This is a genomic window from Streptomyces fildesensis, assembly GCF_016107395.1.
GTDB lineage: Bacteria > Actinomycetota > Actinomycetes > Streptomycetales > Streptomycetaceae > Actinacidiphila > Actinacidiphila fildesensis.
The window spans coordinates 1-21790 of sequence record NZ_JAAIKO010000034.1; the positions used below are offsets into that span (position 1 = coordinate 1).

General features: G+C 69.2%; 26 protein-coding genes and 3 pseudogenes. 17 read left to right on the forward strand and 12 right to left on the reverse strand.

The window, feature by feature from the left end; translation table 11 throughout:
- Positions 1-212, forward strand: a pseudogene (locus C6N31_RS47000) (transposase); the annotation flags it as partial.
- On the opposite strand, the pseudogene C6N31_RS31010 reads toward C6N31_RS47000, so the two are convergent.
- Positions 197-400: pseudogene (locus tag C6N31_RS31010) on the reverse strand (transposase); the annotation flags it as partial. The pseudogenes C6N31_RS47000 and C6N31_RS31010 sit on opposite strands and share 16 nt — an antisense overlap.
- Before the next feature lie 166 nt (positions 401-566).
- Here C6N31_RS31010 and C6N31_RS31015 point away from each other — a divergent pair.
- Together C6N31_RS31015 and C6N31_RS31020 are read left to right on the forward strand one after the other, a co-directional pair.
- Positions 567-971, forward strand: coding sequence for a type II toxin-antitoxin system PemK/MazF family toxin (locus C6N31_RS31015; protein WP_198358651.1), 405 nt, complete (start codon positions 567-569; stop codon positions 969-971).
- Positions 972-1187: 216 nt separating this feature from the next.
- A complete protein-coding gene (locus C6N31_RS31020) occupies positions 1188-1649 on the forward strand; it encodes a DUF4279 domain-containing protein (RefSeq protein ID WP_138351879.1) in 462 nt (153 codons plus the stop codon).
- Positions 1650-1688: 39 nt separating this feature from the next.
- On the opposite strand, the pseudogene C6N31_RS47005 reads toward C6N31_RS31020, so the two are convergent.
- A pseudogene (locus C6N31_RS47005) lies at positions 1689-2748 on the reverse strand (IS630 family transposase).
- Positions 2749-3186: 438 nt separating this feature from the next.
- On the opposite strand from C6N31_RS47005, the gene C6N31_RS31035 reads away from it, so the two are divergent.
- The 5 genes from C6N31_RS31035 to C6N31_RS31055 all read left to right on the forward strand — a co-directional run bounded on the left by C6N31_RS31035 (position 3187) and on the right by C6N31_RS31055 (position 6700).
- Entirely contained in the window at positions 3187-3555 is a 369-nt protein-coding gene (locus C6N31_RS31035) for a hypothetical protein (protein ID WP_164297738.1), read from the forward strand.
- 284 nt (positions 3556-3839) lie between these two features.
- Positions 3840-4394, forward strand: a complete 555-nt coding sequence (locus tag C6N31_RS31040) for a type 1 glutamine amidotransferase domain-containing protein (protein ID WP_138355287.1) — start codon at positions 3840-3842, stop codon at positions 4392-4394.
- 545 nt (positions 4395-4939) lie between these two features.
- Positions 4940-5752, forward strand: a complete 813-nt coding sequence (locus tag C6N31_RS31045; RefSeq protein WP_138355288.1) for a VOC family protein — start codon at positions 4940-4942, stop codon at positions 5750-5752.
- 408 nt (positions 5753-6160) lie between these two features.
- Positions 6161-6436, forward strand: coding sequence for an isoamylase early set domain-containing protein (locus C6N31_RS31050; protein ID WP_138355289.1), 276 nt, complete (start codon positions 6161-6163; stop codon positions 6434-6436).
- A 57-nt stretch (positions 6437-6493) separates the two neighbouring features.
- On the forward strand, positions 6494-6700 hold the full coding sequence (locus C6N31_RS31055; protein WP_187145198.1) for a hypothetical protein: 207 nt from the start codon (positions 6494-6496) through the stop codon (positions 6698-6700).
- Positions 6701-6977: 277 nt separating this feature from the next.
- On the opposite strand, the gene C6N31_RS31060 is transcribed toward C6N31_RS31055, so the two are convergent.
- Positions 6978-7148 carry a hydrophobic protein gene (locus C6N31_RS31060; RefSeq protein ID WP_138355290.1) on the reverse strand — a complete coding sequence of 57 codons (171 nt, stop codon included), beginning with the start codon at positions 7146-7148 and terminating at the stop codon, positions 6978-6980.
- 196 nt (positions 7149-7344) lie between these two features.
- On the opposite strand from C6N31_RS31060, the gene C6N31_RS31065 reads away from it, so the two are divergent.
- A complete protein-coding gene (locus tag C6N31_RS31065; RefSeq protein WP_138355291.1) occupies positions 7345-7518 on the forward strand; it encodes a CsbD family protein in 174 nt (57 codons plus the stop codon).
- 250 nt (positions 7519-7768) lie between these two features.
- Positions 7769-8119: a PRC-barrel domain-containing protein gene (locus C6N31_RS31070; RefSeq protein WP_198358653.1), complete on the forward strand. Its 351-nt coding sequence runs from the start codon at positions 7769-7771 to the stop codon at positions 8117-8119.
- 176 nt (positions 8120-8295) lie between these two features.
- On the opposite strand, the gene C6N31_RS31075 is transcribed toward C6N31_RS31070, so the two are convergent.
- The gene (locus C6N31_RS31075; RefSeq protein WP_138355293.1) at positions 8296-9153 is read right to left on the reverse strand and encodes an RNA polymerase sigma factor SigF; all 858 of its coding nucleotides are present in this window, start codon (positions 9151-9153) and stop codon (positions 8296-8298) included.
- 378 nt (positions 9154-9531) lie between these two features.
- On the opposite strand from C6N31_RS31075, the gene C6N31_RS31080 reads away from it, so the two are divergent.
- Entirely contained in the window at positions 9532-9756 is a 225-nt protein-coding gene (locus C6N31_RS31080; protein WP_138355294.1) for a DUF5133 domain-containing protein, read from the forward strand.
- Between the two features lie 169 nt (positions 9757-9925).
- Here the strand turns inward: C6N31_RS31080 and C6N31_RS31085 are convergent, their stop codons facing one another.
- The 6 genes from C6N31_RS31085 to C6N31_RS31110 all read right to left on the reverse strand — a co-directional run bounded on the left by C6N31_RS31085 (position 9926) and on the right by C6N31_RS31110 (position 14945).
- Positions 9926-11011: a glutamate--cysteine ligase gene (locus tag C6N31_RS31085; RefSeq protein WP_198358655.1), complete on the reverse strand. Its 1086-nt coding sequence runs from the start codon at positions 11009-11011 to the stop codon at positions 9926-9928.
- A gap of 394 nt (positions 11012-11405) precedes the next feature.
- Entirely contained in the window at positions 11406-12131 is a 726-nt protein-coding gene (locus tag C6N31_RS31090; RefSeq protein WP_244809730.1) for a glycosyltransferase family 2 protein, read from the reverse strand.
- Positions 12128-12745 (reverse strand): SAM-dependent methyltransferase, encoded by a 618-nt coding sequence (locus C6N31_RS31095; protein WP_232485872.1) that lies wholly within the window; start codon positions 12743-12745, stop codon positions 12128-12130. The genes C6N31_RS31090 and C6N31_RS31095 overlap by 4 nt, the downstream gene beginning before the upstream one ends.
- Complete coding sequence (locus C6N31_RS31100; protein WP_198358657.1) at positions 12742-13530, reverse strand: PIG-L deacetylase family protein; 789 nt, start codon at positions 13528-13530, stop codon at positions 12742-12744. Before C6N31_RS31100 ends, C6N31_RS31095 begins: the two co-directional genes overlap by 4 nt.
- Positions 13527-14576: an acyl-CoA dehydrogenase family protein gene (locus C6N31_RS31105; RefSeq protein ID WP_198358659.1), complete on the reverse strand. Its 1050-nt coding sequence runs from the start codon at positions 14574-14576 to the stop codon at positions 13527-13529. The genes C6N31_RS31100 and C6N31_RS31105 overlap by 4 nt, the downstream gene beginning before the upstream one ends.
- A 99-nt stretch (positions 14577-14675) precedes the next feature.
- A complete protein-coding gene (locus C6N31_RS31110) occupies positions 14676-14945 on the reverse strand; it encodes a DUF5133 domain-containing protein (protein ID WP_198358660.1) in 270 nt (89 codons plus the stop codon).
- A gap of 236 nt (positions 14946-15181) precedes the next feature.
- On the opposite strand from C6N31_RS31110, the gene C6N31_RS31115 reads away from it, so the two are divergent.
- The 5 genes from C6N31_RS31115 to C6N31_RS31135 all read left to right on the forward strand — a co-directional run bounded on the left by C6N31_RS31115 (position 15182) and on the right by C6N31_RS31135 (position 17255).
- Positions 15182-15601, forward strand: a complete 420-nt coding sequence (locus C6N31_RS31115; RefSeq protein WP_198358689.1) for a phage holin family protein — start codon at positions 15182-15184, stop codon at positions 15599-15601.
- Entirely contained in the window at positions 15598-16107 is a 510-nt protein-coding gene (locus tag C6N31_RS31120) for a DUF3618 domain-containing protein (RefSeq protein WP_198358662.1), read from the forward strand. The genes C6N31_RS31115 and C6N31_RS31120 overlap by 4 nt, the downstream gene beginning before the upstream one ends.
- Positions 16108-16198: 91 nt before the next feature.
- Complete coding sequence (locus tag C6N31_RS31125; protein WP_232485873.1) at positions 16199-16723, forward strand: ATP-binding protein; 525 nt, start codon at positions 16199-16201, stop codon at positions 16721-16723.
- On the forward strand, positions 16720-16962 hold the full coding sequence (locus C6N31_RS47010) for a hypothetical protein (protein WP_381588841.1): 243 nt from the start codon (positions 16720-16722) through the stop codon (positions 16960-16962). The genes C6N31_RS31125 and C6N31_RS47010 overlap by 4 nt, the downstream gene beginning before the upstream one ends.
- Before the next feature lie 20 nt (positions 16963-16982).
- The gene (locus tag C6N31_RS31135; protein ID WP_269770842.1) at positions 16983-17255 is read left to right on the forward strand and encodes a DUF4235 domain-containing protein; all 273 of its coding nucleotides are present in this window, start codon (positions 16983-16985) and stop codon (positions 17253-17255) included.
- A gap of 171 nt (positions 17256-17426) precedes the next feature.
- Here the strand turns inward: C6N31_RS31135 and C6N31_RS31140 are convergent, their stop codons facing one another.
- Positions 17427-20690 carry a hypothetical protein gene (locus tag C6N31_RS31140; protein ID WP_198358668.1) on the reverse strand — a complete coding sequence of 1088 codons (3264 nt, stop codon included), beginning with the start codon at positions 20688-20690 and terminating at the stop codon, positions 17427-17429.
- A gap of 148 nt (positions 20691-20838) precedes the next feature.
- Positions 20839-21165, reverse strand: coding sequence for a ferredoxin (gene fdxA, locus C6N31_RS31145; protein WP_198358670.1), 327 nt, complete (start codon positions 21163-21165; stop codon positions 20839-20841).
- Between the two features lie 92 nt (positions 21166-21257).
- Between fdxA and soxR the strand changes: the two genes are divergently transcribed.
- Positions 21258-21722 carry a redox-sensitive transcriptional activator SoxR gene (gene soxR, locus C6N31_RS31150; protein WP_138355306.1) on the forward strand — a complete coding sequence of 155 codons (465 nt, stop codon included), beginning with the start codon at positions 21258-21260 and terminating at the stop codon, positions 21720-21722.
- Positions 21723-21790 lie beyond the last annotated feature (68 nt).

Here is a 21790-nt window from a genome sequence, read left to right on the forward strand (position 1 = left end):
ACCGGCTCAACGAGTCCCGCGAGGAAAGGCAACATGTTGAATCTTTACGACTCCACTACGCGCGCAACTTGCTGACCAAGGTTCCGAAGTCCGCTCAGCCGTAGGTGGCCACCTTGTTGCGGACGGTCTTCGAACAGCCCGACGCCGACGCCGTCCGCCACCAGATGGAGTCTGTGATCACCACCCTCGACGACAAGTCACCCACCTCGTCGTGGACTTGGTCGGCATCCCACTTCGCCCTCCCGAGCAGGTGCTGCATGCCGTCCGGGGTCCTGTCCCCGGCCCACTCGGCGATGGTCCAGCAGTTCTTGCGCGGCAGGTCCGACAACTGGCCGAGTACCAACTTCCTTGCCCGGCGTCGGGATTCGACCCGTGTGAAGCGTCCCGCTATCCGGCTCATCAGGCCCTCGAACGCCTCCTACCAGCAGGCAGGGTCTACGCTGTGACCTGCGGCCACCGCATGATCGTTTGTCTTCACACACCGATGATCAACGGTGGCCGCACCCGTCTCCACACCGCGTCAGGTCGCGCAGCGTCTGCCTGCCTTCCTGTGTATCGGAGGGCTTGTGCAACGTGGCGAAGTCTGGTGGGTCCAGTTCGACGAGCGGAGGTTGGTCGTACTGCTGTCAGGAGACGACGCGTCCGGGTTCCAGGTGATGCAGGTCGTTGCTCCGGCGGGCCTCGACATCGGCGGTCTGGGCATCGAAGTGACGGTCGGCGCCGGTGAAGGGCTGCCGCTCGAAGGCGTGCTGCGGCTCGCGTTCCCGCGTCCAGGCTTCACCCCGTGCACGTGGCTGACCACCGTGTCCCGGGACGACCTGATAGAGCGGGCGGCCGTCCTGTCCTCCAGGAAGCTCAGCGAGATCGACGATGCCCTCCGACTCGTTGAACAAGCACAGGAGCGGACCCCGGCAACGACCGCGAAGCTCAGCGAGATAAGGGACGCCCTCCGTCGCGGTGAACTCGGGTAGACGGAGAAGGAGCCGACGCCCGCGACGGCATGGGCGATCTCGGGCGAGATGATCCACGCTGGACACCTGCCGCCTCGACTCCCCTCACCCTCGAGATCACGATCTACGGCTGGAGTACTACTGAACTTGATTGGGTGATGTCGGGTGGGCGGGCTGTGCGTGCGTCCTGACGGGAATGCGGTGGCCGAACGCTGATCGGCCTGCGATTGTGTGGGCGTGCCAGAAGACCTGACGATGCGATCGCTGTTGCCGGACACGATGTGGGCGGCCGGGTCGATTCGGATCATGAGTCGGACCGTTCGCGCCGACGAGATCTCGGCTCGTCTGGGGATTGTTCCGGACGAGCTGTTCGAACAGGGGAGCTTGATGAGTCCCCGGAACCCGAGGAGTGCCCGGAGGGAGTCCAGTGTCTGGATCCGGCGGAGCGGTCTCGGAAGCGACAGCGAGCTTGAGGAGCACGTCGCGGCGCTGGTCCGAGTGGTCAGCGGCAGTCGTGAGGAGCTGATGCGTCTGTCCGCCGAGTGCGATCTGGATCTGTTTCTCGGGTTCGGCAGTGAGAGCGGTCAGGGAGCGTGCGTCCTGCCGGCCCGCCTGCTCGCCGAGGTCGGCGGGCTGGGTCTCACTGTCGTCCTCGACCTGTACCCGCCCACGTCAGAGGTGGGTGTCATGGGGGGATGATTGCCGCCCCACCCAAGCTGGGTCGAGGGACTCGACTGGTCAGTCGAAGGTGAGTCCGGTGCCGGTGAGGCAGCTGTCGACCAGGTCCGGGCGATACTGGATCTTCTTGAGCCGGCGCTTGACGACTCGGGTGATCTGCCCGAGGTCGGCGGCGAGGTTGCCGATGTCGCGCTTGACCAGGGACCAAATGCCCTCCTGCGGGTTGAGATCGGGGGCGTAGGCGGGCAGCTGGAACACAGTGAGCCACTCCTCGTTCGCGTCGATGAACTCCCGTATTCCGGCGGTCAGGTGGAGGCGGAGGTTGTCGCAGACCAGCACGATCGGGCCGCCGAGCTGGGCGTGAGCGCGGACAACCAGGTCGCGGAAATCCCGCGAACCAAAGCCCTTCGGTTCGTCCTTGCGCCCCCTGTACTCGCGGACCGCGTAGATGAGTCGGGACCGCTCGCCCGGCCTGTAGCAGGTCATGCCCGCCATCGACACCCGCCCGGAGCCGCGTCCGCGCACGCGGACGACGGATGTCTGGCCGATCCGGCCCCAGGTCCTGGCCCGCGGCGGAGTCATCGACTGCCCGGCCTCGTCCTCAAAGACCACCCAGGCGCCGCGCTCCGCCGCGACGCTCCTACCCACGGCCAGGTCTCCTTCCTCCATACTGCGACCGCCTCGTCGTCGCGCTCGATGGCCCGTCGTGCGGGCTGCTGCCACGACCAGCCGTGACGCTTCAGCAGCTGCCATGTGCCCTCTACCGTGTATGAGACGTGGAACAGCCGGCCGATCAGCGTCGTGATCCGGGCGAGCGTCCACCGCTGGTCCGCCCATCCGTGGGCGAGCGGGCCGCGCTCCAACTCCCGCTCCAGCCTCACGACCTGCGCCTCACTGAGCCGAGACCTTCCCGGAGAACCCTTCGACAGCACCCCGGCCTCGCCTTGTTCACGCCAGGCCCGTCGCCACCGCTCCACCGACCCCGCTCGCTCACCCGCAGCGCTGCAGCGATCTCCCCGTTCTTCTGCCCGCTCTCGAAGCGCTCGACGGCCTGCAGCCGCAACCGCTCCCGCTTGACTCTCTCAGCGTCGGTCAGCCCGCCGCCCTGCGCGTACCGCACACCTCACGGCTACCGGAACGGGCCAGCGACTGTCAGGCAAACGACCCCGACATCACCCAATCAAGTTCAGTAGCCTGAAAACGAATCACCGATTGGCCGTCGATACACCACGCCAACGGACGTGACCTTCCCCCGTCACGCAGATTGTTAGCGAGCAGAGGCAAATAGGGGGCCAGGCTGTGCCATGGCCCTGGGAGCGGGGCAAGGCCCTTGCGCTTGAACGCGGCGGTTTGTTCTACGGGCACTGGTGGCACCGGCTTAGGACACGAGGAATCATGGTCGTCAGTGGTTCGACTCGACCAGGCTCCGGCAAGTGCGTCACCGTAGATTTCTCGCGCCCTCAGTTCAGGATTCACAAGCAGCGTGCTGCGGCACTCGGCGGCCCAGGATCGCGCGGATCCCCATTTCACGGGACAATCGAGAAAGGAAGGGATTGCCGTGAAGAGCACACAGCCCACGACGCCAGTGGTGGTGACGCTCACCAGCTGCTCGCAAGAAGATGCCAATGCCGTCTTCGAGGCACTGCGCCGATCTTTCGACTGCGACCGCACAGACGACGAGGCGCCGAACGCCGCATCGCACCCGCACACCGTGTGGGCCTCCACCTTCGAGGTGACCCCCGAGCATGCGCCCCTCGCGCCGGCGCGGCTGTCAGCCGCCGTCGAGGCTGGCCTCCAGGGCGGCTACTGGGCGGTTGACGAGATGTTGGAGGCACTATCCGCCGCCTTCAACGTTCAGGAACGCAGCACCGCCGCCGGGGACCAGGAGAAGGACGTGCAATTGCGGCTGGTGAGCTCAGTTCGATAGCTGACCGGGCCGAAACGCGGAGCCGGGCGGCCGGTATGCACCACGCTGTCGCAGACGGCGGTGCTTCCAGCTGTGCGGGTTCACGACACTGCCCTTGCAACGACCAGCGGGCCGCTCACGTCGCTGCTGCGTTGGCACGCCGCGGTGGGCGGCGTCCGGATTCGTGGAGCGCGGGGGCGTTGAGAGTGTGAAAGCCTTGATGCTGTTGGGGACTGTGCGGCCGGGGAGGCGTTCCGCTGATTCCAAGGCGCTTTCCGACTCCGCGTACGAAGAGAGGTCGCCTCATGGTCACCTTGCAGGGAAAGACCATTGCGTTCCTGGTTGCACCCGAGGGCGTCGAGCAGGTGGAACTGACCCAGCCCTGGCAGGCCGTTCTCGAGGCGGGAGGCATGCCGCGCTTGGTGTCCACCCAGAGCGGTTGGGTCCAGGCATTCAACCATCTGGACCACGGTGACACCTTCGAAGTCGACGATGTGGTCGACGGTGTCTCGGCCGACGAATACGACGCTCTGGTACTGCCAGGCGGCGTGGCCAATCCCGACGCGCTACGGATGCATTCCGCTGCGGTGGATTTCGTCAGGGCCTTCTTCGGCGCCGGGAAGCCTGTAGCTGCGATCTGCCACGCCCCTTGGATCTTGATCGAGGCCGATGCGGTCGGCGGGCGGAGCCTGACCTCATGGCCGAGCCTTCGCACCGACCTGGTCAACGCCGGCGCGCAGTGGGTCGACCGACAGGTCCAGATCTGCACTGCCGGACCCAATGTGCTGGTGACCAGCCGTAAACCCGATGACCTGCCCGCCTTCGGCGAAGCACTGGTCTCCGTGTTCGCCGCGGCGTAGCGGGTAGGGGTTTGCCATGGCTGACCACCTGCAGATCGAACCCCAGGGCGACCACGTGCTTACGCGATCCCACGATCGTGGAGTGGCGTGGCAACGGCCCTGACGTATGGGAGAGCCGCTGCCCCGAGGAAGGCGCCGAGCCCACGGGGCGGCCGACGGAGTTTCAGGGCAGTGGTTGCCGTGGCGGCTGGGCCTGTTCCTGGGGTGGTGCTCCGAGGCGGGTCTGGGGCGCGATGCCGGCGTCGTCATCGCGAGTTGCGGGACTTCCTCGCTCACCACTGATGACACCCGACGCCCGTGGATTGCCGGACAGCACGATTCCCGGCGTTGAGCGGGCACGGGACAGTGGTGTGAAACACGCGAGATCGCGAGTGCCGGCGGTGGACCTGCTCCTGAGCAGGTGCGTGGAAAGCCCGGCACCGGCGGTCGTACGGCCGCCCGCATCCGATCGGCGACCTGCGCGTTGAAGCGGCAAGAGGACAATGGGAGCGGCGCCCTCACGTTCACGATGCGGCCGGAAACCCGGGACGGACGAGATGTCAGCGATGGAGAACAAAGAAGCTGCGGGGCCCACCGCAGGAACCACCGGCAGCGACGTCTTCGGCGCACCGTGCTGGATCAGTCTGATGGCCCGCGATCTGGAGAGCGCGCAGCGGTTCTACGGAGCGGTGCTGGGCTGGGAGTTTCGGCCCGGCGGACTGGGTGACGCGTTCAGTGTGGCGCTCGTGAACGGGTCGCCCGTTGCGGGCATCGGTGCTCTGGCGCCTGCGTTGCAGGTGGCCGTGGCATGGACCCCCTACTTCGCGGTAGCGGACGCGGACGTGACCGCGGCGCGGATCCGGGAGCGCAGCGGTACGGTCGCGGTTGGGCCGCTGAGCCTCGGGGACGGCCGCGGGGCACTGGCCGCGGACCGGGACGGCGCCGTCTTCGGCATCTGGGAAGGGCAGTTGTTGTCCCAGTGGGATGCATGGCGGCGACAAGCACCGGCGTGGTTGCGACTGTGGACCCGCAATGCATTCGACGCAGCCATCTTCTACGGCGAGGTCCTGGACTGGGCGTGCGAACGCCCCGGGTGCTGCGAGGTCGCCTACGAGGACCAGGAAGTGGTGCTGCGCAGCGCGGGGCATGTGATGGCCCGGTTGAATTCCGGCGCTGTCGAGGTGGCGCCGGACCCTGCGAGGCGTCCCCGATGGCAGGTGCACTTCCCCGTGGCTGATGTGAAAGCGTGCGTGCGGGCAGCCCTCGAACTCGGCGGAACCGCCGTTCCGCACTCTCCCACGCCCGGTCAGGGACAGGCAACGTTGCGTGACCCCGACGGGGGGCTGTTCACCGTCGTTCCGCACACTTCCGGCAGGTGAGTGCGCTCCCACTCATGCGGCGAGGTGAGGGATTCCACCGGCTGGTCCATTCGATCCACCGGAATGGCGCAACAGTGCTGGTGGGAGTCGCCTCGGCGACGTGTTGGCAACCGGTGAGCGGAGCGGCCGTCGGTGCCAACTCGGCTGCTCCGCAAGCCCCGTTCGATGGCATCCGGCAGCGCCTGCCCGGCCCCGCAGAGCATCGGCTCCCCTCTGGCTCGCCGCGCCGCGGGGCTGATGGGCTGGTCCTGCTCCCATGGCGATGTCCCCCGACGCTTGTGGGGATGGTTGGTGGCTGTGCGCCGATGGGGTGGGTTTGGGGCGCCGCAGGCCGTGCTGGGCCGGTGGCTGGGCTGTTCGGCGATGAGGATGTCTGTGGATGTTCCCCCTCTGAGAAGGAGCCATGCCGTGTTGGAGCGCACCCAGCGTAAGAACGCTCTTGAAGTCACGTTCGTGCTGCCTGCTGAGGAGCCGAGAGGTGCGGTGAGCGTGGTGGGTGATTTCAATGGCTGGCAGCCGGGCGTCCATCCGCTGGAGGAGCGTCTCGACGGCACGCGGGCGGTCACGGTGAAGATGCCCACCGCGAGGCGAGTGCGTTTCCGGTATCTCGCGGAAGGCGACCACTGGTTCAACGATGAAGCTGCCGACGGGTACGACGGAGACAACAGCCTCCTCCACACCTGAGCGCCGATCCCGTACGCACCGCCTTCAACCGGAGATCTCCCCCGGAGGAAGCGCGTCATGTCAGAGATCTGGGAGTACTCCGCCGATGCGCGCTATGAGGCCGGTACCGACCTGATCGGCTACCAGGTCGAAGCGACCGATGGTCACATCGGGAAGATTGACAGTGCCTCTCACGAGGTCGGTGGCGCGTATCCAGTGGTGAACACCAAGCCCTGGCTGATCGGCAAGTACGTCGTGCTACCCGCGGCACCGCACGGCGGGTAGACCACGATGACGAGATGATCTACATCGGCCTGACCAAGGGCAGATCAAGAACGCGCCGGAGTACGACCCGGACGTCCAGGGCGGTGGCCGGAGTGGACCGGCTGCCCGCGAGAATCGACGCCCCGCCCGCCCCCGCTAGCTCACGTCTACCCGAAGCCGGACCGCCGGATTCGTGTCCGGTCGGGCAGCGTGCCGCTGATTCGCGTGCTCGCGCGGTGTTGATATGCGTCAGGCCCCGGCGGGGCCGGGGCCTGACGATGACGTGCGATGCGGCCGCCTACCAGCGGTACCAGCGACCGCGGCTGCCGGAGGCACCCGTGCCGCGCATGACGAAGCCCAGCAGCCAGACCACCAGTACGACGACGGCGACCCACCACAGGATCTTCAGCGCGAACCCGGCGCCGAACAGAATCAGGGCGAGCAGTAGAACCAGAAGCAGTGGACCCATGGTTATCAACCTCCTGACCAGCGGATACCCCGGGATGGATTCCGCAGTCACACAATTTTCCGCCAATCGGAGGGCACCCTTCGTCGCCGGGGCGGAGCGCCGGGTGATTCCTCATGTGTCCGAAATTGCCGGGTATTGACGTGGCCGACCTGGGTAGGCGGCCAGGTGCATCATCCGCACAGATCTTGGAGGAACCATGGGTGCCGAAGACAAGGCCGAGAACACCGCGGACAAGGCAAAAGGCAAGGTCAAGGAAGCCGCCGGTAAGACTGTGGGCAACGAGCGCCTCGAAGCCGAAGGCAAGGCCGACCAGGCCAAGGGCGATGTGAAGCAGGCCGGCGAGCACATCAAGGACGCCTTCAAGCACTGACTTGATGCGACGTGATCCCCTGCAGCCATCCACGACTGCGGCCTTCGCGCGGCCGGAAGGGCTTCAACGCCTTCCTCCCGCCGTATCTTCGCGGACCGCCGTCTGATGCACGCGATCCACGCCATATTGTCCGGCGATGGAGGAAACGCGTGTTGGTCGGAGGTTGCAGGGAAGGCGACTTTTGAGGGTTTCCCACCGAATAGCCGGAAGGGATCTCTCGCACCACTGCACGACGACGGAAGGGTTTCTTGTGACTGACAACATGTGGGGATACCCGGCAGCTTCGGGTTACCAGGCCGGTACGGATCTGACCGGGTTCAAGGTCGAGGCGACCAACGGCAGCATCGGCAAGGTCGACAAGCACTCCGACGAGGTCAGCGCCGCATACATCGTGGTCGACACCGGAGTGTGGATCTTCGGCAAGCACGTCCTGCTCCCGGCGGGGACGATCCAGTCCATCGACATCGCCGAGCGGAAGATCTACGTCGCCCGCGACAAGGACGAGATCAAGAACTCTCCGGAGTTCGACAAGGACAAGCACGCCGGCGACCTGGGCTATCACCAGCAGGTTGAGGGCTACTACGGTACCCACCGGGCCTGAGAGCCGGTCGCATCGCCCCAAGACGCCCTGTCTCCCCAGACCCCAGGTCTGGGGAGACAGGGCGGGCGTCTTGGGGCCAAGCGTCAGCGGGCTGATCACGCCGTCTGTGCCAACACCTCCGACGCCGGGGTGAGGCGTACCCGCTCAGCCACGGCTGGCTGCTCAGGCAGAGGCGGTCAGGCGGCCAGGTGGTTGCGCAGGTGGGTGAGGGTGCGGTTCAGCAGGCGGGAGACGTGCATCTGACTCACGCCGAGTTCGGCGCCGATCTGGGCTTGGGTCATTTCCTGGCCGAAGCGCATGTTCAGGATCGCGCGGTCGCGTTCGGGCAGAGCGGCGATCAGCGGCTTGAGGGCGAGGAGGTTCTCCACCCCCTCCAGAGCCGGGTCGACGTCACCGAACCGGTCGGCCAGGATGCTGGTGTTGTCGCTGCTGTCATCGCCGCCGACGGGCAGGTCGAGGGTCCCGGCGGTGTAGCCGTTCGACGCGACCAGGCCCTCGGTGGCCTCCTCCGGCGTGATCTCCAGGAATGCCGCGAGTTCCGGGACGGTCGGGTCCCGCTCCAGCCGGTCGGACAGGGTCTCGGCGGCCTTCGCGAGCTCGAGCCGAAGTTCCTGGAGACGGCGCGGGACGTGGACGGCCCAGCTGGTGTCGCGGAAGAACCGCTTGATCTCGCCGGAGATGTAGGGGATGGCGAAGGTCGTGAACTCGACCTCGCGGCTCAGCTCGAACCGGTCGATGGCCTTGATCAGGCCGATCGTGCCGACCTGGATGATGTCCTCACGCGGTTCCGGGCGGTTGCGGAAGCGCCGTGCGACGAACGTGACCACGGCCATGTTCAGCTCGATGAGGGTGTTACGGGCGTACTGGTACTCCCGCATGCCTTCCTCGAGTGTCCGCAGGCGGTCGAAGAACAGCTTCGACAGCTCCCGTGCGTCGGCCGGGGCGACCTCGCCCGGGTTCTCGATCCACGGCAGCGACACAGGGGGCGGGGCCGGAGCGGTGATGGTGGTCTGTGCTGCCGCGGTGATCGTCATGACTGCTCCTCACCCTGTCGGTCGGCTCGGCACCGAGCCCCACGTACCTCCCGCCCGGCAGGGCGAGAGAACTGCAGCCCACCGGTGTCACTCGCGTCCTGCCGGGACACTGTTCCAGCGACGGACAAAAAACTGTTGTGACCAAAATAGACAATCTCGAATCTCGCCGCTACCGTTCTGTGTCAGGGACCCCCGCCCAGGGCTGTGGGGCGCCCCGAGGGCTGGGTAGAAGCGATGGGGAACATGCGTGATCACCGAAACCGCCGCCTGGCGGCTTTCACGCGGCGACAGGGCCATGCCGCTCTGGATCTTCCCCCGCCCACGCCCGAGCCGGGGCACCTGACGAGCGAAGAACTCGGCGCCGAAGGAGACACCGTCATGCTGATGCCTCGCCCCGCCACGCTTCAGTTGCTGATCGACCGCTACGACCAACTGCGGGCGCTCGAAAGCGCGGGGGCTATGACGTCCGAAGAACGCCGCCAGCTGGAAGACAGCGCCTACACGCTGTGCGTCTCCACCGGCACCCGGAACATCGCCGACGCGCTGCGCGTCGCGAGCTGCCACTGCGGTACGTCCACGCGACAGATGACCACCGCGGCCTGACGACGCGGGGCCGCCGATACGGCCGAGCCGTCGGCGAGCTGACGCGCCCGCGCAATGGGGGACTTGGCAGCTGGGACCGTCACTGCTGGCACGAGGTCACATCAACAGCTGTCTCAAGGAGGTAGGCACCGATCCTGCATCTGGATCCGCTTACGGCGAGGGGTCGCAGTCAGCGTTTGGTGCGGGCAATGGCGTCGGTGACGACGGACCGTAGATCGCCGGTGCGGGCGTATGTGTCGCGCTGGAGCCCGGCCCCGCCGCCGCGTCCCATCAGCTGACTCAGCGACTCCTTGACCAGGGACAGATCGTCGGCGTCCAGCAGCGCTTCGGTGGTGTGCTCCACCAGTGTGTTGATCACCGTCTCGACAGGGGCCGGAGTCCAGATGAGGGGATGGACGAGTTGGTCGGAGACCCTCGATCTGGCGGCCCGCCACGACGCGAGTCGCAACAGACCCACCGGCGCCGCCCGCGTCGGTTCGCCTGCGCGCCAGGCGCGCGCGGCTGTCTCCACCAGAGCTCGTACGAGCGCTGCCAGCAACACCGCGTCGTCCGCGTCCATGCACACGTCGGCGACCCTGATCTCGATGGTCGGATAGGTGCGTGAGAGCCGAGCATCGAAGTAGATCATCCCTTCGTCGAGGAGCGTCCCCGTCCCCAGCAGAGACCGCACCTGAGAGTGGTATCGCTCCGGCGATCCGAACTCCTCCGTAGGACCCGCCGAGGGCCAGCGCCCCCACACCTGATTCCGGAAGCTGCTGTACTCGCTGTCATTGCGCTGCCAGAACGGCGAATTCGCACTCAGCGCCAGCAGGACGGAAAGCCAGGGCCGGATCCGGTCGAGGACGGCCACACCTTCCTCGTCCGACTGCACGCCCACATGCACATGGCAGGCACAGGTGAGCTGTTCCTGCGCGGTAAGACCGAACTTCTCGATCAACCGATGGTAGCGGCGCCCCGAACTCACCGAGGGATCCGCAGGCAGGACAGATGTGGCAAGGGCCGCCACTTCCGTCCCCGTCTCGCGGGCCCTCTCCGAGGCCGCTGCTCGCCAGCGCCGCAGTTCCCTGGCCAGATCACTCATCGATGTCTGCGGCCGCGTGGTGGTCTCCACCTGTTCCCGTTGCAGCTCTGATTCCAGCCTGGCCTCGTCGTCGGCCTCAACCTCTGCGGCCAGTACCGCTTCCGCGACGGCCCGTGGCTCCCCAGTGCCCGGGTCCACCAGCAGCAGTTCTTCCTCGACGCCCACACTACGCACGGCAGCTGCCCCTTCTTCGCGCCGGTAGATCTCATATGCAGGGGTCGCTGTCGAGCCGGTCGCCCAGGTCGGTACTCGTCCAGCGGCGGGCCGTCAACTCCAGCTCGTCCATCTCGTCCCAGCCGAGCGGCGTGGCGACGGGCGCGCCCGGCAGGGGCCGGACGGCGAGGAGGGGCGACGACGGTCTGGCTGTCTATTGCGGGCGATGTCCAGGAACAGTCGCCGGTCCGCGAAGGTCCGGCCGTACTGACCGAGCAGGCGGCGCATCAGTTCGTCATCACTCATGATCGCTCATCCTTCGTAGCGGTGCCAGCAGCGTCTACCCGTATCCGGGCGAGCTACCCCGACGGCTTGGGCAGAGCAGGGCTCCTCGGCTGCGGTGCCGAGGGCGTCGTCAGCCGGTGGCGCCGGCATCCTGCGACAGACCGAGCAGGTGGTCCCCGAATCCACCTCGGGCACGGGCGCGCAGCCGCGCGGAGGTCACGACGGAGAGGTTCGCGGTGCGCAGCACCCGGTGCCCGCCGCGTTCGAGCGCGGCGACGAGACTCCGGTCCTCGCCCACGGCGAGCGGCGAGAACCCCCCGACGCGGAGATAGCTGTGGGCGACGACGCCCAGATTGGCTCCGTGGACATGCGGATGATCCCAGGGCAGGCCGTGCGGGGGGCGGGAGACCTCGTACAGCTCCTCGAACCGGGCGGCCAGCGCGTCCGCGTCGGGGGGCCAGTGCTCCACGCGCACGGTGCCGACCACCGCCTCCCACCCCTGGGCCGCGTATTCGGCCTGGCGGGCGAGCCAGTCCGGCGGCACCGCGCTGTCGGCGTCGGTCGACGCGATCCACGTTCCCGCGGCCGGTGTGCCGAGAGCTTCCAGGGCGTGCGACGCGCCCGCCGCCCGGGCCGCTCCGGGGTTGCGGCCCGTGATGGCCACGACCTCCGCCCCGGCCTGCCGGGCAAGGGCCGCGGTGGCGTCACGGCATGAGTCGGCCACCACCACGGTCACCACTCGTACTCCGGCGAGTGCCGGGTGACGGCGGGCCACTTCCAGCGCGTTGAGGGCGCGAGGCAGCAGCAGTTGTTCGTTGTGGGCCGGGACGACGACGGCCATCGCCTCAACGTTCACACCAGACCTTCCCGCGTGGCGGGCGACGGCGGACGGGCCCCATCGCTCTGCAGGCGGCCGAAGACCTGGAGGACGAAATCGTCTTCGCGGTGGTCGGCCATGAGGGCCAGTTCCGGGACACGGGCCAGGACGTCTGCCAGTTCCACCCCGGTCCACAGGTGTTCCCTCACCGGATGGTTCCAGTGCACGGTCACCAGCGTGCCCGTCGGCTCCAAAGCCCCGACCGTCCGGTCCAGCAGCTGACTCAGGTCGGACGGGTCGAAGTAGTAGAGCAGCTCCGACAGCACGACGAGGTCGAAGGTGCCGGCCGGCCACTGCCGGGGGAGGACCAGTTGCCGGACCGTCACCTGAGGGAGATGGGCGGTACGTCGCTGCGCCGTTCCGACCGCAGAGGCGACCCGGTCACAGGCGAGCAGCGCATCGCACCGATCGGCCAACAGGGTGGTCAACTCGCCGACCGAGCAGGCGGGTTCGAAGCCCGACCGGTACCGGGCCCGGGGGAGCGCCGCCAGCGTGAGGTCATACTTACGCTGCTCGTACCAGCGGCTCGCCAGCTTCCACGGGTCGTCCGATCCCCGGTACATGTCATCGAAATAGGACGCCGCGGTACTCAACGGAACACCACCTCCATGTCCCGCAGATGGTGGGCCAGCTCTTCAGGCGGCAGGATGGGCGCCTCGTCAGAGCCCGGGCCCAGCGGACGGATCTGACTGACGAACCGCCCCACAGCGGCTGTCTTGCGGGCTGCTGCTTCCGGTGGGAGGACGATGCGGGCCGCGCGCTCCCAGGGCACGCGGACGTCGTCGGGGCGGGCCCAGTGCCACATCCACACCGGATACAGCAGGCACGGCACCTCTGCCGTGAGCGCCGCGCGCACCGCGGCGCGACCGGTCGCCTCATGGTCGGCGTGCACGTCTCCGGTCCACGGAGCCACGCACAGCGCGGCCCCGCGAAGGACGTCACCGAGATCCGAGGTCACCCGGTCCTCATGGTCGGGCACTTCGGTGTCGGGGATGCCCAGCCGCCTCACCTGTGCGGCGCCTGCCCCCAGTTCACGCAGCGCAGCCAGCGTCTCGGCGGCCCGGATCCCGGCCAGTTCCGTCGGTGTGCGGACCCGGCTGGACGGATGCGACCGCTCTCCGTCGGTGACGGACACGACGACGATCTCGACTCCGGCCGCTGCCAACAGACACAGCGTGCCACCGAATCCCAGCACCTCGTCGTCAGGATGGGCCGCCACGACCACCACCCGGCCCTGTCGCGGAAGGGTGAGCTGCGGCAGGGAGCGCAGACGGGGCCAGGATCTCCACACCGACTCGTCGGTTCCCGGGGCGTCGATCACGTTCAGGACCTTCGGGCCCCCGGACGATGTCCGTGAGTGCCCCACGGATGCCGTCATCGTGCCTCGTTCGGACGTGCGACCAGAGCTCCGAGTTCGGCCAGATTGCGCTCGGCGTGGTGCTGGCGGATGTACACGGTGAGGTCGGCGACATTGCGGGCATGGCGTACGTCATGGCAGAGCGGCCCGGCGCCGGTGGCCCGCCCGACCCGGGTCAGCACCTCGGTGCAGGCGTCCTCGACCAGGGTCCGCACGCGCAGGCTGCGCAGCCTGGCGCCCCCTCCCAGGTCGATCGGGTCCTGGTCGATCTCGGCCGCCGCCTGCGCCAGCACCGCTTCGACGGCGTGCAGGCGCATGTCGATGTGGCCCAGATGGGCGTCGGTGTGCGGGTCCGGGCGCCCTGCTGCGGCCTCCCGCAGGGTTCGCACGACGGCGCGGGCGCCGCCGTACCAGCAGGCGGCCACCCCGATACCGCCGTGCTGGAATCCGGGCCGGGTGAGGTATGCCTCGACGTCCCCGACCGCTGTGGCGGGGACGGCTGTGAACCGGACATCGGGAGTGTCACTGCCCGCCATACCGATGGCCTGCCAGCTGCCGTCGACGGGCTCGCAGGCCGGCGGGCCGATCCGCACGGCGAAGAGGCGACGGCCGTCCTCGGCCGTCGCCGTCACCAACGCGTGCGTGCAACTGTGCGCCCCTGAGCTGTACTGCTTGAGTCCGTTGAGCTCCCAGCCCTCCCCGACGCGGGTCGCGGTCAGGCCCTCGCCGGGTGGTTCGGCAGCCCAGACGCCCCACCGGTCGGCGGGCCCCGGGGCGGGCCCCGCGAGTTCGGCGAGCACGGCCAGTGCGTCGGCGTGTCCCTCGGCGAGGCGCGCCAGTGACAGGTCCTGCTCGGCGACGGCGCACAGCGCGGCGAAACGCTCGGCGGTACGTCCCGTGCCGGGCAGCGGAAACTCCAGTTCACCCGTGGCGAGCGACCCGACCAGCTGGGAGAACCGCTGAGCCGTCTCCCGCCGTGCGGCGCGAGGTGTGAACTCTTCGGCCGCCGCCTCGTGCTTCGGTCGCCCCCTCGGCGGCGCCGCTGTGGGATACGTGGTTTCCGGCATCATCGAACTCCCTCGACGTCGGCGGACTGTTCCACTCTCACCCGGTCGCCGGGTGACTGCATCTCGGACGGTTTGCCCGTGCTGCTCACACGGTCGCGGTCATGGTCGCTGTCCCGCGGCGGCGGAGCGAGCCGAGGCCGCGGCGGGAGCCGCAGCCGCCGCGGGTGCCGCTGAACGGGAGAGCTGCTGCCGGGCGACCTGGAGCGCCGCGTCGATGTCGCGGGTGCCGGTGGACACGCACAGCGTGTATGCGGCGTCCTCGAGCCGGTGGTGGATCTGCGGCCCCACCACATCGGCATGGGCCAGCGCGTCAAGGGCTTCGTAGTGCTCCAGGAGATTACGCAGGACGACGGGGTGCGCCATGAGCATGGAACTTCTCCTCGTTCCAGGGAGTGGACATTCGCCGACTACCCGCGCGAGCAGGCGCTAAGCCGGGCACGTGAGTCTCCGCCGCACGGCGGGGGCGCGGAGACGTCGGAAGACGGCAACAGAACCGAATGGGGCAGTTCCTGTCGACATCACGGGGGTAGGCGCGCCCGTAAGGGTTCCCATGACACGGGATGGGGGCCACTGACCAGACAACGGAAGGCGCGGGAAGACCGATGATGGGACCGGACGTCCGGCCACCCGCTGAAAGTGCGTCCGAAGCACCGGTGGGGGAGCTGATTTCCCGGGCTTCGGAGCAGATCTCTCAGCTGGTGCGGGAGGAAATCCAGTTGGCCACGGCGGAGATGACCCGAAAAGGCAAGCGCTTCGGGATCGGCGGCGGCTTGTTCAGCGGAGCGGCCCTGATGGCGTTCATCGCGCTGCAGGCCGCAGCGGCCACCGCCATCGCGGCCCTGTCACTGGTCGTGCCGGTCTGGGCCGCGGCCCTGATCATGACCGGCGTCCTGCTCGCGGTGGCGGGCGTGGCAGCGGTGGCAGGTAAGAAGCAGGTGAGCAAGGCGATCCCGCCGACACCACAGCAGACGATCGACAGTGTGAAGGCCGATATGGCCGAGATCAAGGAGAGGGCGCACCGATGACGGACAAGAAGGCCGGCGAATCGACTCCCACCCCCGAGGAGCTGCGCGAGCGCGTGGAGAACACCCGCGAGCAGCTCGGTCAGACGGTCGAGGCTCTGGCCGCCAAGGCGAATGTGAAGGCACGCGCCCAAGGCAAGGCAGCCGAGGTCCAGGCGGAGGTACGGGAAAGGGCAGCGGACGCGAAGGACGGCATGCGGGAGAAGGTGACCCATACCGTGGGCCGGGTCCAGGACGCGACTTCGCGCGCTGTGCACGCCGCCCAGGACCGGACACCTGAACCCGCGCGGGAGAAGGCCTGGCAGGCCGGTGAGCAGCTGATCGCGGTCGCAAGCACGGCGGCGGGCGGCGTATCGGAGCACACACCCGCGTCGGTGCGCGATACCGCGGGAAAGGCAGCACAGGCCGCCCGCCGCAATCCCACCGCGACGGTCGTCGCGGCCGCCGGTGCGGCCGTGGCCTTGTGGGCGGTGCGACGCGGTATGAGGCAGTCGAATCACGCACGGTGAGCCCCGTGTGAGCGGGTTTCGGGGCGGCCCCACGTGCCGATCGGCCGGAGCGGGGCCGGGCACGGTGAGCCGACGACGTACGGAGTTACGAATGGGAGAGACATCGCTCAAGGCCACCGGCTGGGCCCGGTCGTTTCCCGTGACAGCGGGTGTGCGGGCCAGCCGGAGGTGGACCCGGGAGCACCTCGATTCCCTGGAGTGGACCAGCGAGGTGCCCGAGACGGTGGACGCGATTCTGCTGACAGTCTCGGAACTGGTCACCAACGCCCACATCCATGCTCATAGCAGCGCCCGGCTCGTCCTGACCTGGGACAGCCGCTGCCTGCAGGTCAGCGTCAGCGACTCCTCCGACCATCTGCCGGCCCCGCGCGCCCCTGATGAGGAGAGGCCCTCGGGCCGCGGGCTGGCGATCGTCGAGGCGCTCGCGGACGAATGGGAGACCCACGCTCGGTCGCATGGCAAAACGGTCTCCGCGTGCTTCCATCCGCCGGGCCGTCCCGACCCGCGTACCGTGGAAGCCCACCCGCGGGCTGCTTCTTCCGCAGAGGGCTGGCGGGTGCCGGATCGGTCCTCGCTGCCGGGGCACTCGGTCGCCGGGCCACGGCGACGGCGATGAAGCTCTGGTCCCTGGCCATGGTGACGTTGTCGGCCGCTGCCTTCGTGCACGACCTCGGCCGCCCCGATCGGTTCGGCAACATGCTCCGGGTCTTCAAACCCACCTCGCCGATGAGCATGGCCGGGCGCCTCCTGCGTGCCGCCGAACTGATCCCGGGGACGCCGTCGTGCCACGGAACGAGCGGTTGGCCCGCGATCGGTAGAACGAGATGCGGGACGGGGAAGGACCCCATGACGTGAGAGAGCTGAAGGAGGACCTCTTGCCCAAGACAGCGAAAGTCGTGTACAAACCGGTCGGTCTCGTCGTCGGAATGGCGGGCGGCGCACTGGCCGGCCTGCTCTTCCGGAAGGTATGGGACCGGATCGGCCCTGGCGAGGATGCCCCGCAGCCGCTGGAGCAGGACCACAGCTGGAAAGGAGTGCTCGCCGCCGCAGCCATCGAGGGTGTCATCGTCTCGGTCGTGCGGGCGGCCATCCAGCGAGGCGGCGCCACCGGGTGGCGCCGCGTCACCGGAACCTGGCCGGGCGACTGAGCGCAGCGGCCCTACGGGGAACTGGCCGATTCTGCCGTGCACCGGCCCGACGCGGGTCGGAGGAGCCGCGCGGTTGACGGTTTCCGGCAGCCCCGGCTCCCACGGACCGGGGCGCGCCGGAAGTCCGGGTGCCGTCATCGCGGGACAACGCGTCCACCCCATGAGGTCCGGTCACGCTGGATCGGTGAATACCGCCAGTGCGGCCTCACGGACGTCCGGCCGCGGATGACGGCGCAGCGTGTGCAGCACCTCCCGCCAGGCGGTGGGCCAGCCGAGCTGCGCCCCGGCCGTCGTCAGTGCGACGGCGAAAAGGCCGGGAGCGAGTCCGTCACCGGCGGCCAGTCGGCGGGCGGCTGCCAGGACGTGTTCGGGATCCTCCCGTCGTCCGTTGCCGTACCGGCGCAGCGACTCGGCCGTGGTCACGGTCAGCGCCGGGCGATCGGCGACCAGGACGGCCAGCTCGGCGAGGCGCTCGCCCAGGTCGGGTGCGTCCGGGTCGAGCGCCGTGACCAGTCGACGGGTGGCCTCGGGCAGCAGCACGGGTTCGGTCAGCAGGAGTGAGGCAACCGCGCGCTGGGTGGCCTGGAAGGATTCTGCGGGGGCGTCCGGGCTCCACATCGAGCCGGTGAGCGCGGCGATCCGCCGCCGGGCCGGCTGGTCGCGGCCAGGGAGATCCGGTTCCCCGGCGTGCACGGTCTCGATCAGCGTGGTCAGGGCGTCCGCCAGGACGCTGCCGGGCGCGCAGCCGCCGAGTGGATGAGCGGCGTCCGACAGCGCCACCCCGGTCAGAACCCGGGCTGCTCCCTCCCAGCGGTCCCGCTCGGTGAGGTCGGTTACCAGAGGGACGATTGCCCGCACCTCCTCCGGCGCATACCGACCCCAGGAGACGAGTTGCCCTCGCGCAGATGCGCCGATGAAGAGGTCGTCGTCAATCGCCAGTCGGGCCATCAGGCCGGCGAACGCGGGGCGGTGCTCCATGGGTACCTCGTGCGCGCGGAGGTGCTGGACGAGCATCGTCCGCAGCCCCGGCGGTCCATCAGCCGCGTCGGTGAGCACGTCCCACAGCGGCAGGTCGGCGATCCGTTCGCTGATCGTCGCCACCACGGCGGCGCGGACGTCATGGTGCTGCTCGGGCGCGGTGTACGCCTCACGCAGCAGGACGGCCGCGTCGGCGAGGACCAGGTGTTCGGCGGCGAGCCGGATGGCCTGCTTGCGGCTGGTCACCCTCGCCCCCGGATCGAGCGCGATCCGGCGCAGCCCCGGGCCGAGTTCGGCGCTCGGCGTGAACCGGGCGGCGCGGCCCGCCGCGTACAGGGTGACCCGGGCTCGGTCGTCGGCGGCGTGGGAGAGCAAGTCGGGCAGCGCCCCGGCGGGGCGCTCGGTCCAGGGCAGCGCGGCGAGCGCGGCCTCGGCGAGGACGATCTCGGCGGAGTCCACGTACCGGCGCAGCAGAGCCTCGCCGTGGACAGGGATCCGGGCGGCGGCCCGCAAGGCGGCGGCGCGCTCGTCCAGGGCCCGTGCGGGGTCGTCGACCGTACGGGCGAGCTGTTCGATGGCCAGGTGCTGTTGTGCGGGGAGCCAGCGGCCGGCGTTGGCGAGGTCGGCCGCGGTCAAGGGAGCGGCAAGCAGGGGGCCGAGCAGATCGGTGCGGACCCGGGTCACTACGGCCCGCACCGGGGCCAGCGTGATGGCCGACGGCCTCAGCGCGAGCAGCCGGGCCACGCGTTCAGGGCTGGTGTCGGAATCGCGCAGCAGCAGTGCAACGGCCCGTTCGACGGCACTGTCGCCGCCCGAGTGCAGGACGCGCTCCAGGAGCTCGGCGAGGTCGGGGGCTCGTCGTGCCCGGGCGCCGAGCGTCTCGGCCAGCGCGAGCAGCAGTGCGGCGTCCCGGGACCGTGCCGAGCGTTCCAGGGCGGCCCGCAGCTCATCGACCGCCGCCCTTTCGCGCCGTGGAGGGAGGGTGAGGCCGGCGCCGTCGGTCCGTTCAATGGTGCGAACGGCCCAGGCGAGCAGTTCGCGGGCCGGCCCCCCTGCATGCTCGCCGAGGACGGCCCCGGCGAGGCGGACGAGCGCGGCGCGAGTGCCCGTCGAACAGTCCCGGGCCGTCAGGGCGTCGTCGGTGAGCCGTTCCAGCAGCCCGGCGGTGGCGTCGTCGAAAAGCCTCGACGGCACCGCCGCGACGGCGTTCAGCGCCTCATGGCGGACCGGGTCCTGCTCGTTGCGCAGTCGCGTGAGCAGTTCGAGCGCCTCGGGGAGGGCGCCGGGCTCCCCGGAGAGTTCGGCCTGGTGGACCAGCTGTGCCCAGGCCCAACCGCGGTCCCAGGCATCGGCCGCGTGGGTTTCGGCCAACAGCCTCGGCCGTGCCTCGGCGACCGGCAGCAGGGCGAGTGGGATGAGGTTCTGGCTGTCCGCTGCCAGCTGGGCCCGCGCCCGCGCGTGCCGCTCTTTCGCCGGCAGCACGGTGAGGACGTCGACGGAGCACCAGTAGCGGTACGGGCCGGGCGGCGCTCCTTCGTCGTAGAAGGCGGCCCGCCGGGCCGGGGGTACCTGCCGCAACAGCGCCAGGAGGTCCTTGTGGTGGCGGTGCGCGAGCACGGCGAGGCCGTCCGGCCGGGCCGCGACCAGTCGGCGGGCCACGTTGGCCCGCAGCGGCGGGTCGTAGCGGTGCCGGTCTGTCGTGAGCAGCAGACGGACGGTCCGTTCGGCGGAGACGGCGGCGAGGTCGGCGAGCCGGTCGCGCAGCGGATCGGGGAGGGTGCGCACGGGGTGGCGTTCCAGCAGCTCCAGCACCCGGGCCGGTTTGCGGGTGGCGGCAGCTGCCAGGCCGCGGGCGTGCCGGTCCCAGAAGGCCTGCCGCAACCCGTACGGCAGGTCGGCGAGTTGGCGCTCGGCCTCGTCCAGCACGGCGCCCGGGTGGCGGCCACCGAGCGAGGTGGAGAAGGTGATCGCGTGCGCCAGCATCGGCAGTTCGGCGCTGACGACCTCGGCCGAGCAGACCGGCAGCAGCCGGGCCGCCTCGGCGGCGCCCCAGCGCCTGCGGATGACGGGCACCAACCGCTCGGCCACATCAGTGCGCCCGGCCCGCAGAATGGCGCGGGCCAACTCGTCGCGGACCGCTTTCGGGGCGGTGAGCATCGTGAACTCGATGTCGTCGGCCGGGAAGGGCAGCTCCCCGATCGCTCGGTGCGCGTAGCGACGCACCACCGGGTCGGGGTCGTTGATCCGGTCGATCAGATGGCGCGCCTGCCGTCCGGCGAGGGCGGCCAGCGCGGCGAGCCGACGTTCATACAGGCCACGGCCGTCCAGCTCGGCGAGCAGGGCCAGCAGGTCGGAGGAGGCGAGGGCGGCGCAGGTGCGGGCCACCTGGCGCAACCGGAGCGAGTGGGGCAGTGGTTCGACGGCGGCGAGCAACCGGTCGGCTATCAGCTGAGGCATCGGCGATGATTGTGCCCGGTGGACGCGGCAGGGGCACCCGGTTTTTCGCGGTGGTGCGCTTGCCGACGGCAGCGCGTGGGGAGAGGTTGCCGGCACGTGAGACACCTCACGGTATGCGGCCGTCACGTCCGGGGCGGTTCGCAAGGGGTCAGGCGACGGCATCCTGAGACGGCAGCGCCGCCACGATCGGATGGTCCCGTCCGATCGGACCGAGCTTCGCGCTGCTGCCGGGGGTGCCGAGGTCGGAGAAGAACTCGGCGTTCACGGTGGTGAAGTGCTGCCATTCCTGCGGGATGTCGTCCTCGCAGAAGATCGCCTCGACGGGGCACACCGGCTCGCAGGCCCCGCAGTCGATGCACTCGTCCGGCTGGATGTAGAGCATGCGCTCTCCCTCGTAGATGCAGTCGAGAGGGCACTCATCAATGCATGCTCTGTCCTTGACATCCACACAGGGCAAAGCGATCACAAACGTCATTGAACTGCCATCCTCTGGTCGTTCTTGCTTTCCGCTCTGACGCAGCAGACCGTATGACCTCAAGTAATCTTGAGGTCAAGAGGAGGCTGTGTATGGAGAATCACCGTTCCAGGGAAGCCCGGGCCACCCCGGACGACTGGCTGAGCATCGGCGAAGTGAGCGCCAGGACCGGGGCGGCCGTCTCCGCCCTGCGGTTCTACGAAGAACTCGGCCTGATCGCGTCCGAACGCGACGGTCGCAACCAGCGCCACTACGCACGCCACATGCTCCGCCGCGTCGCCTTGATCTCAGTCGCCAAAAGGATCGGCATCCCGTTGCAGGACCTCCTGGAGGCGTTCGCCGACGTGCCGCTCGACCGTCCGCCCAGTCACCAGGAGTGGCAGCGCGCCTCGCGTGGCTGGAAGCGTCGACTGGAGGAGCGCCGGCAGACCATCGAGCGGCTCGAGGCCGAGCTCACCGGGTGTATCGGCTGCGGATGTCTCTCGATGAAGGCATGCGCCCTGCTGAACCCCGGCGACACGCTCGCCGGCGATGGTGTCGGGCCCCGGCGGCTGTGAGAGGTGCTATCGGGCCAGAGAGTTCAGCGCGGTCGCCGCACCGGGGCGGCCGGGACCCTCACCCGAGG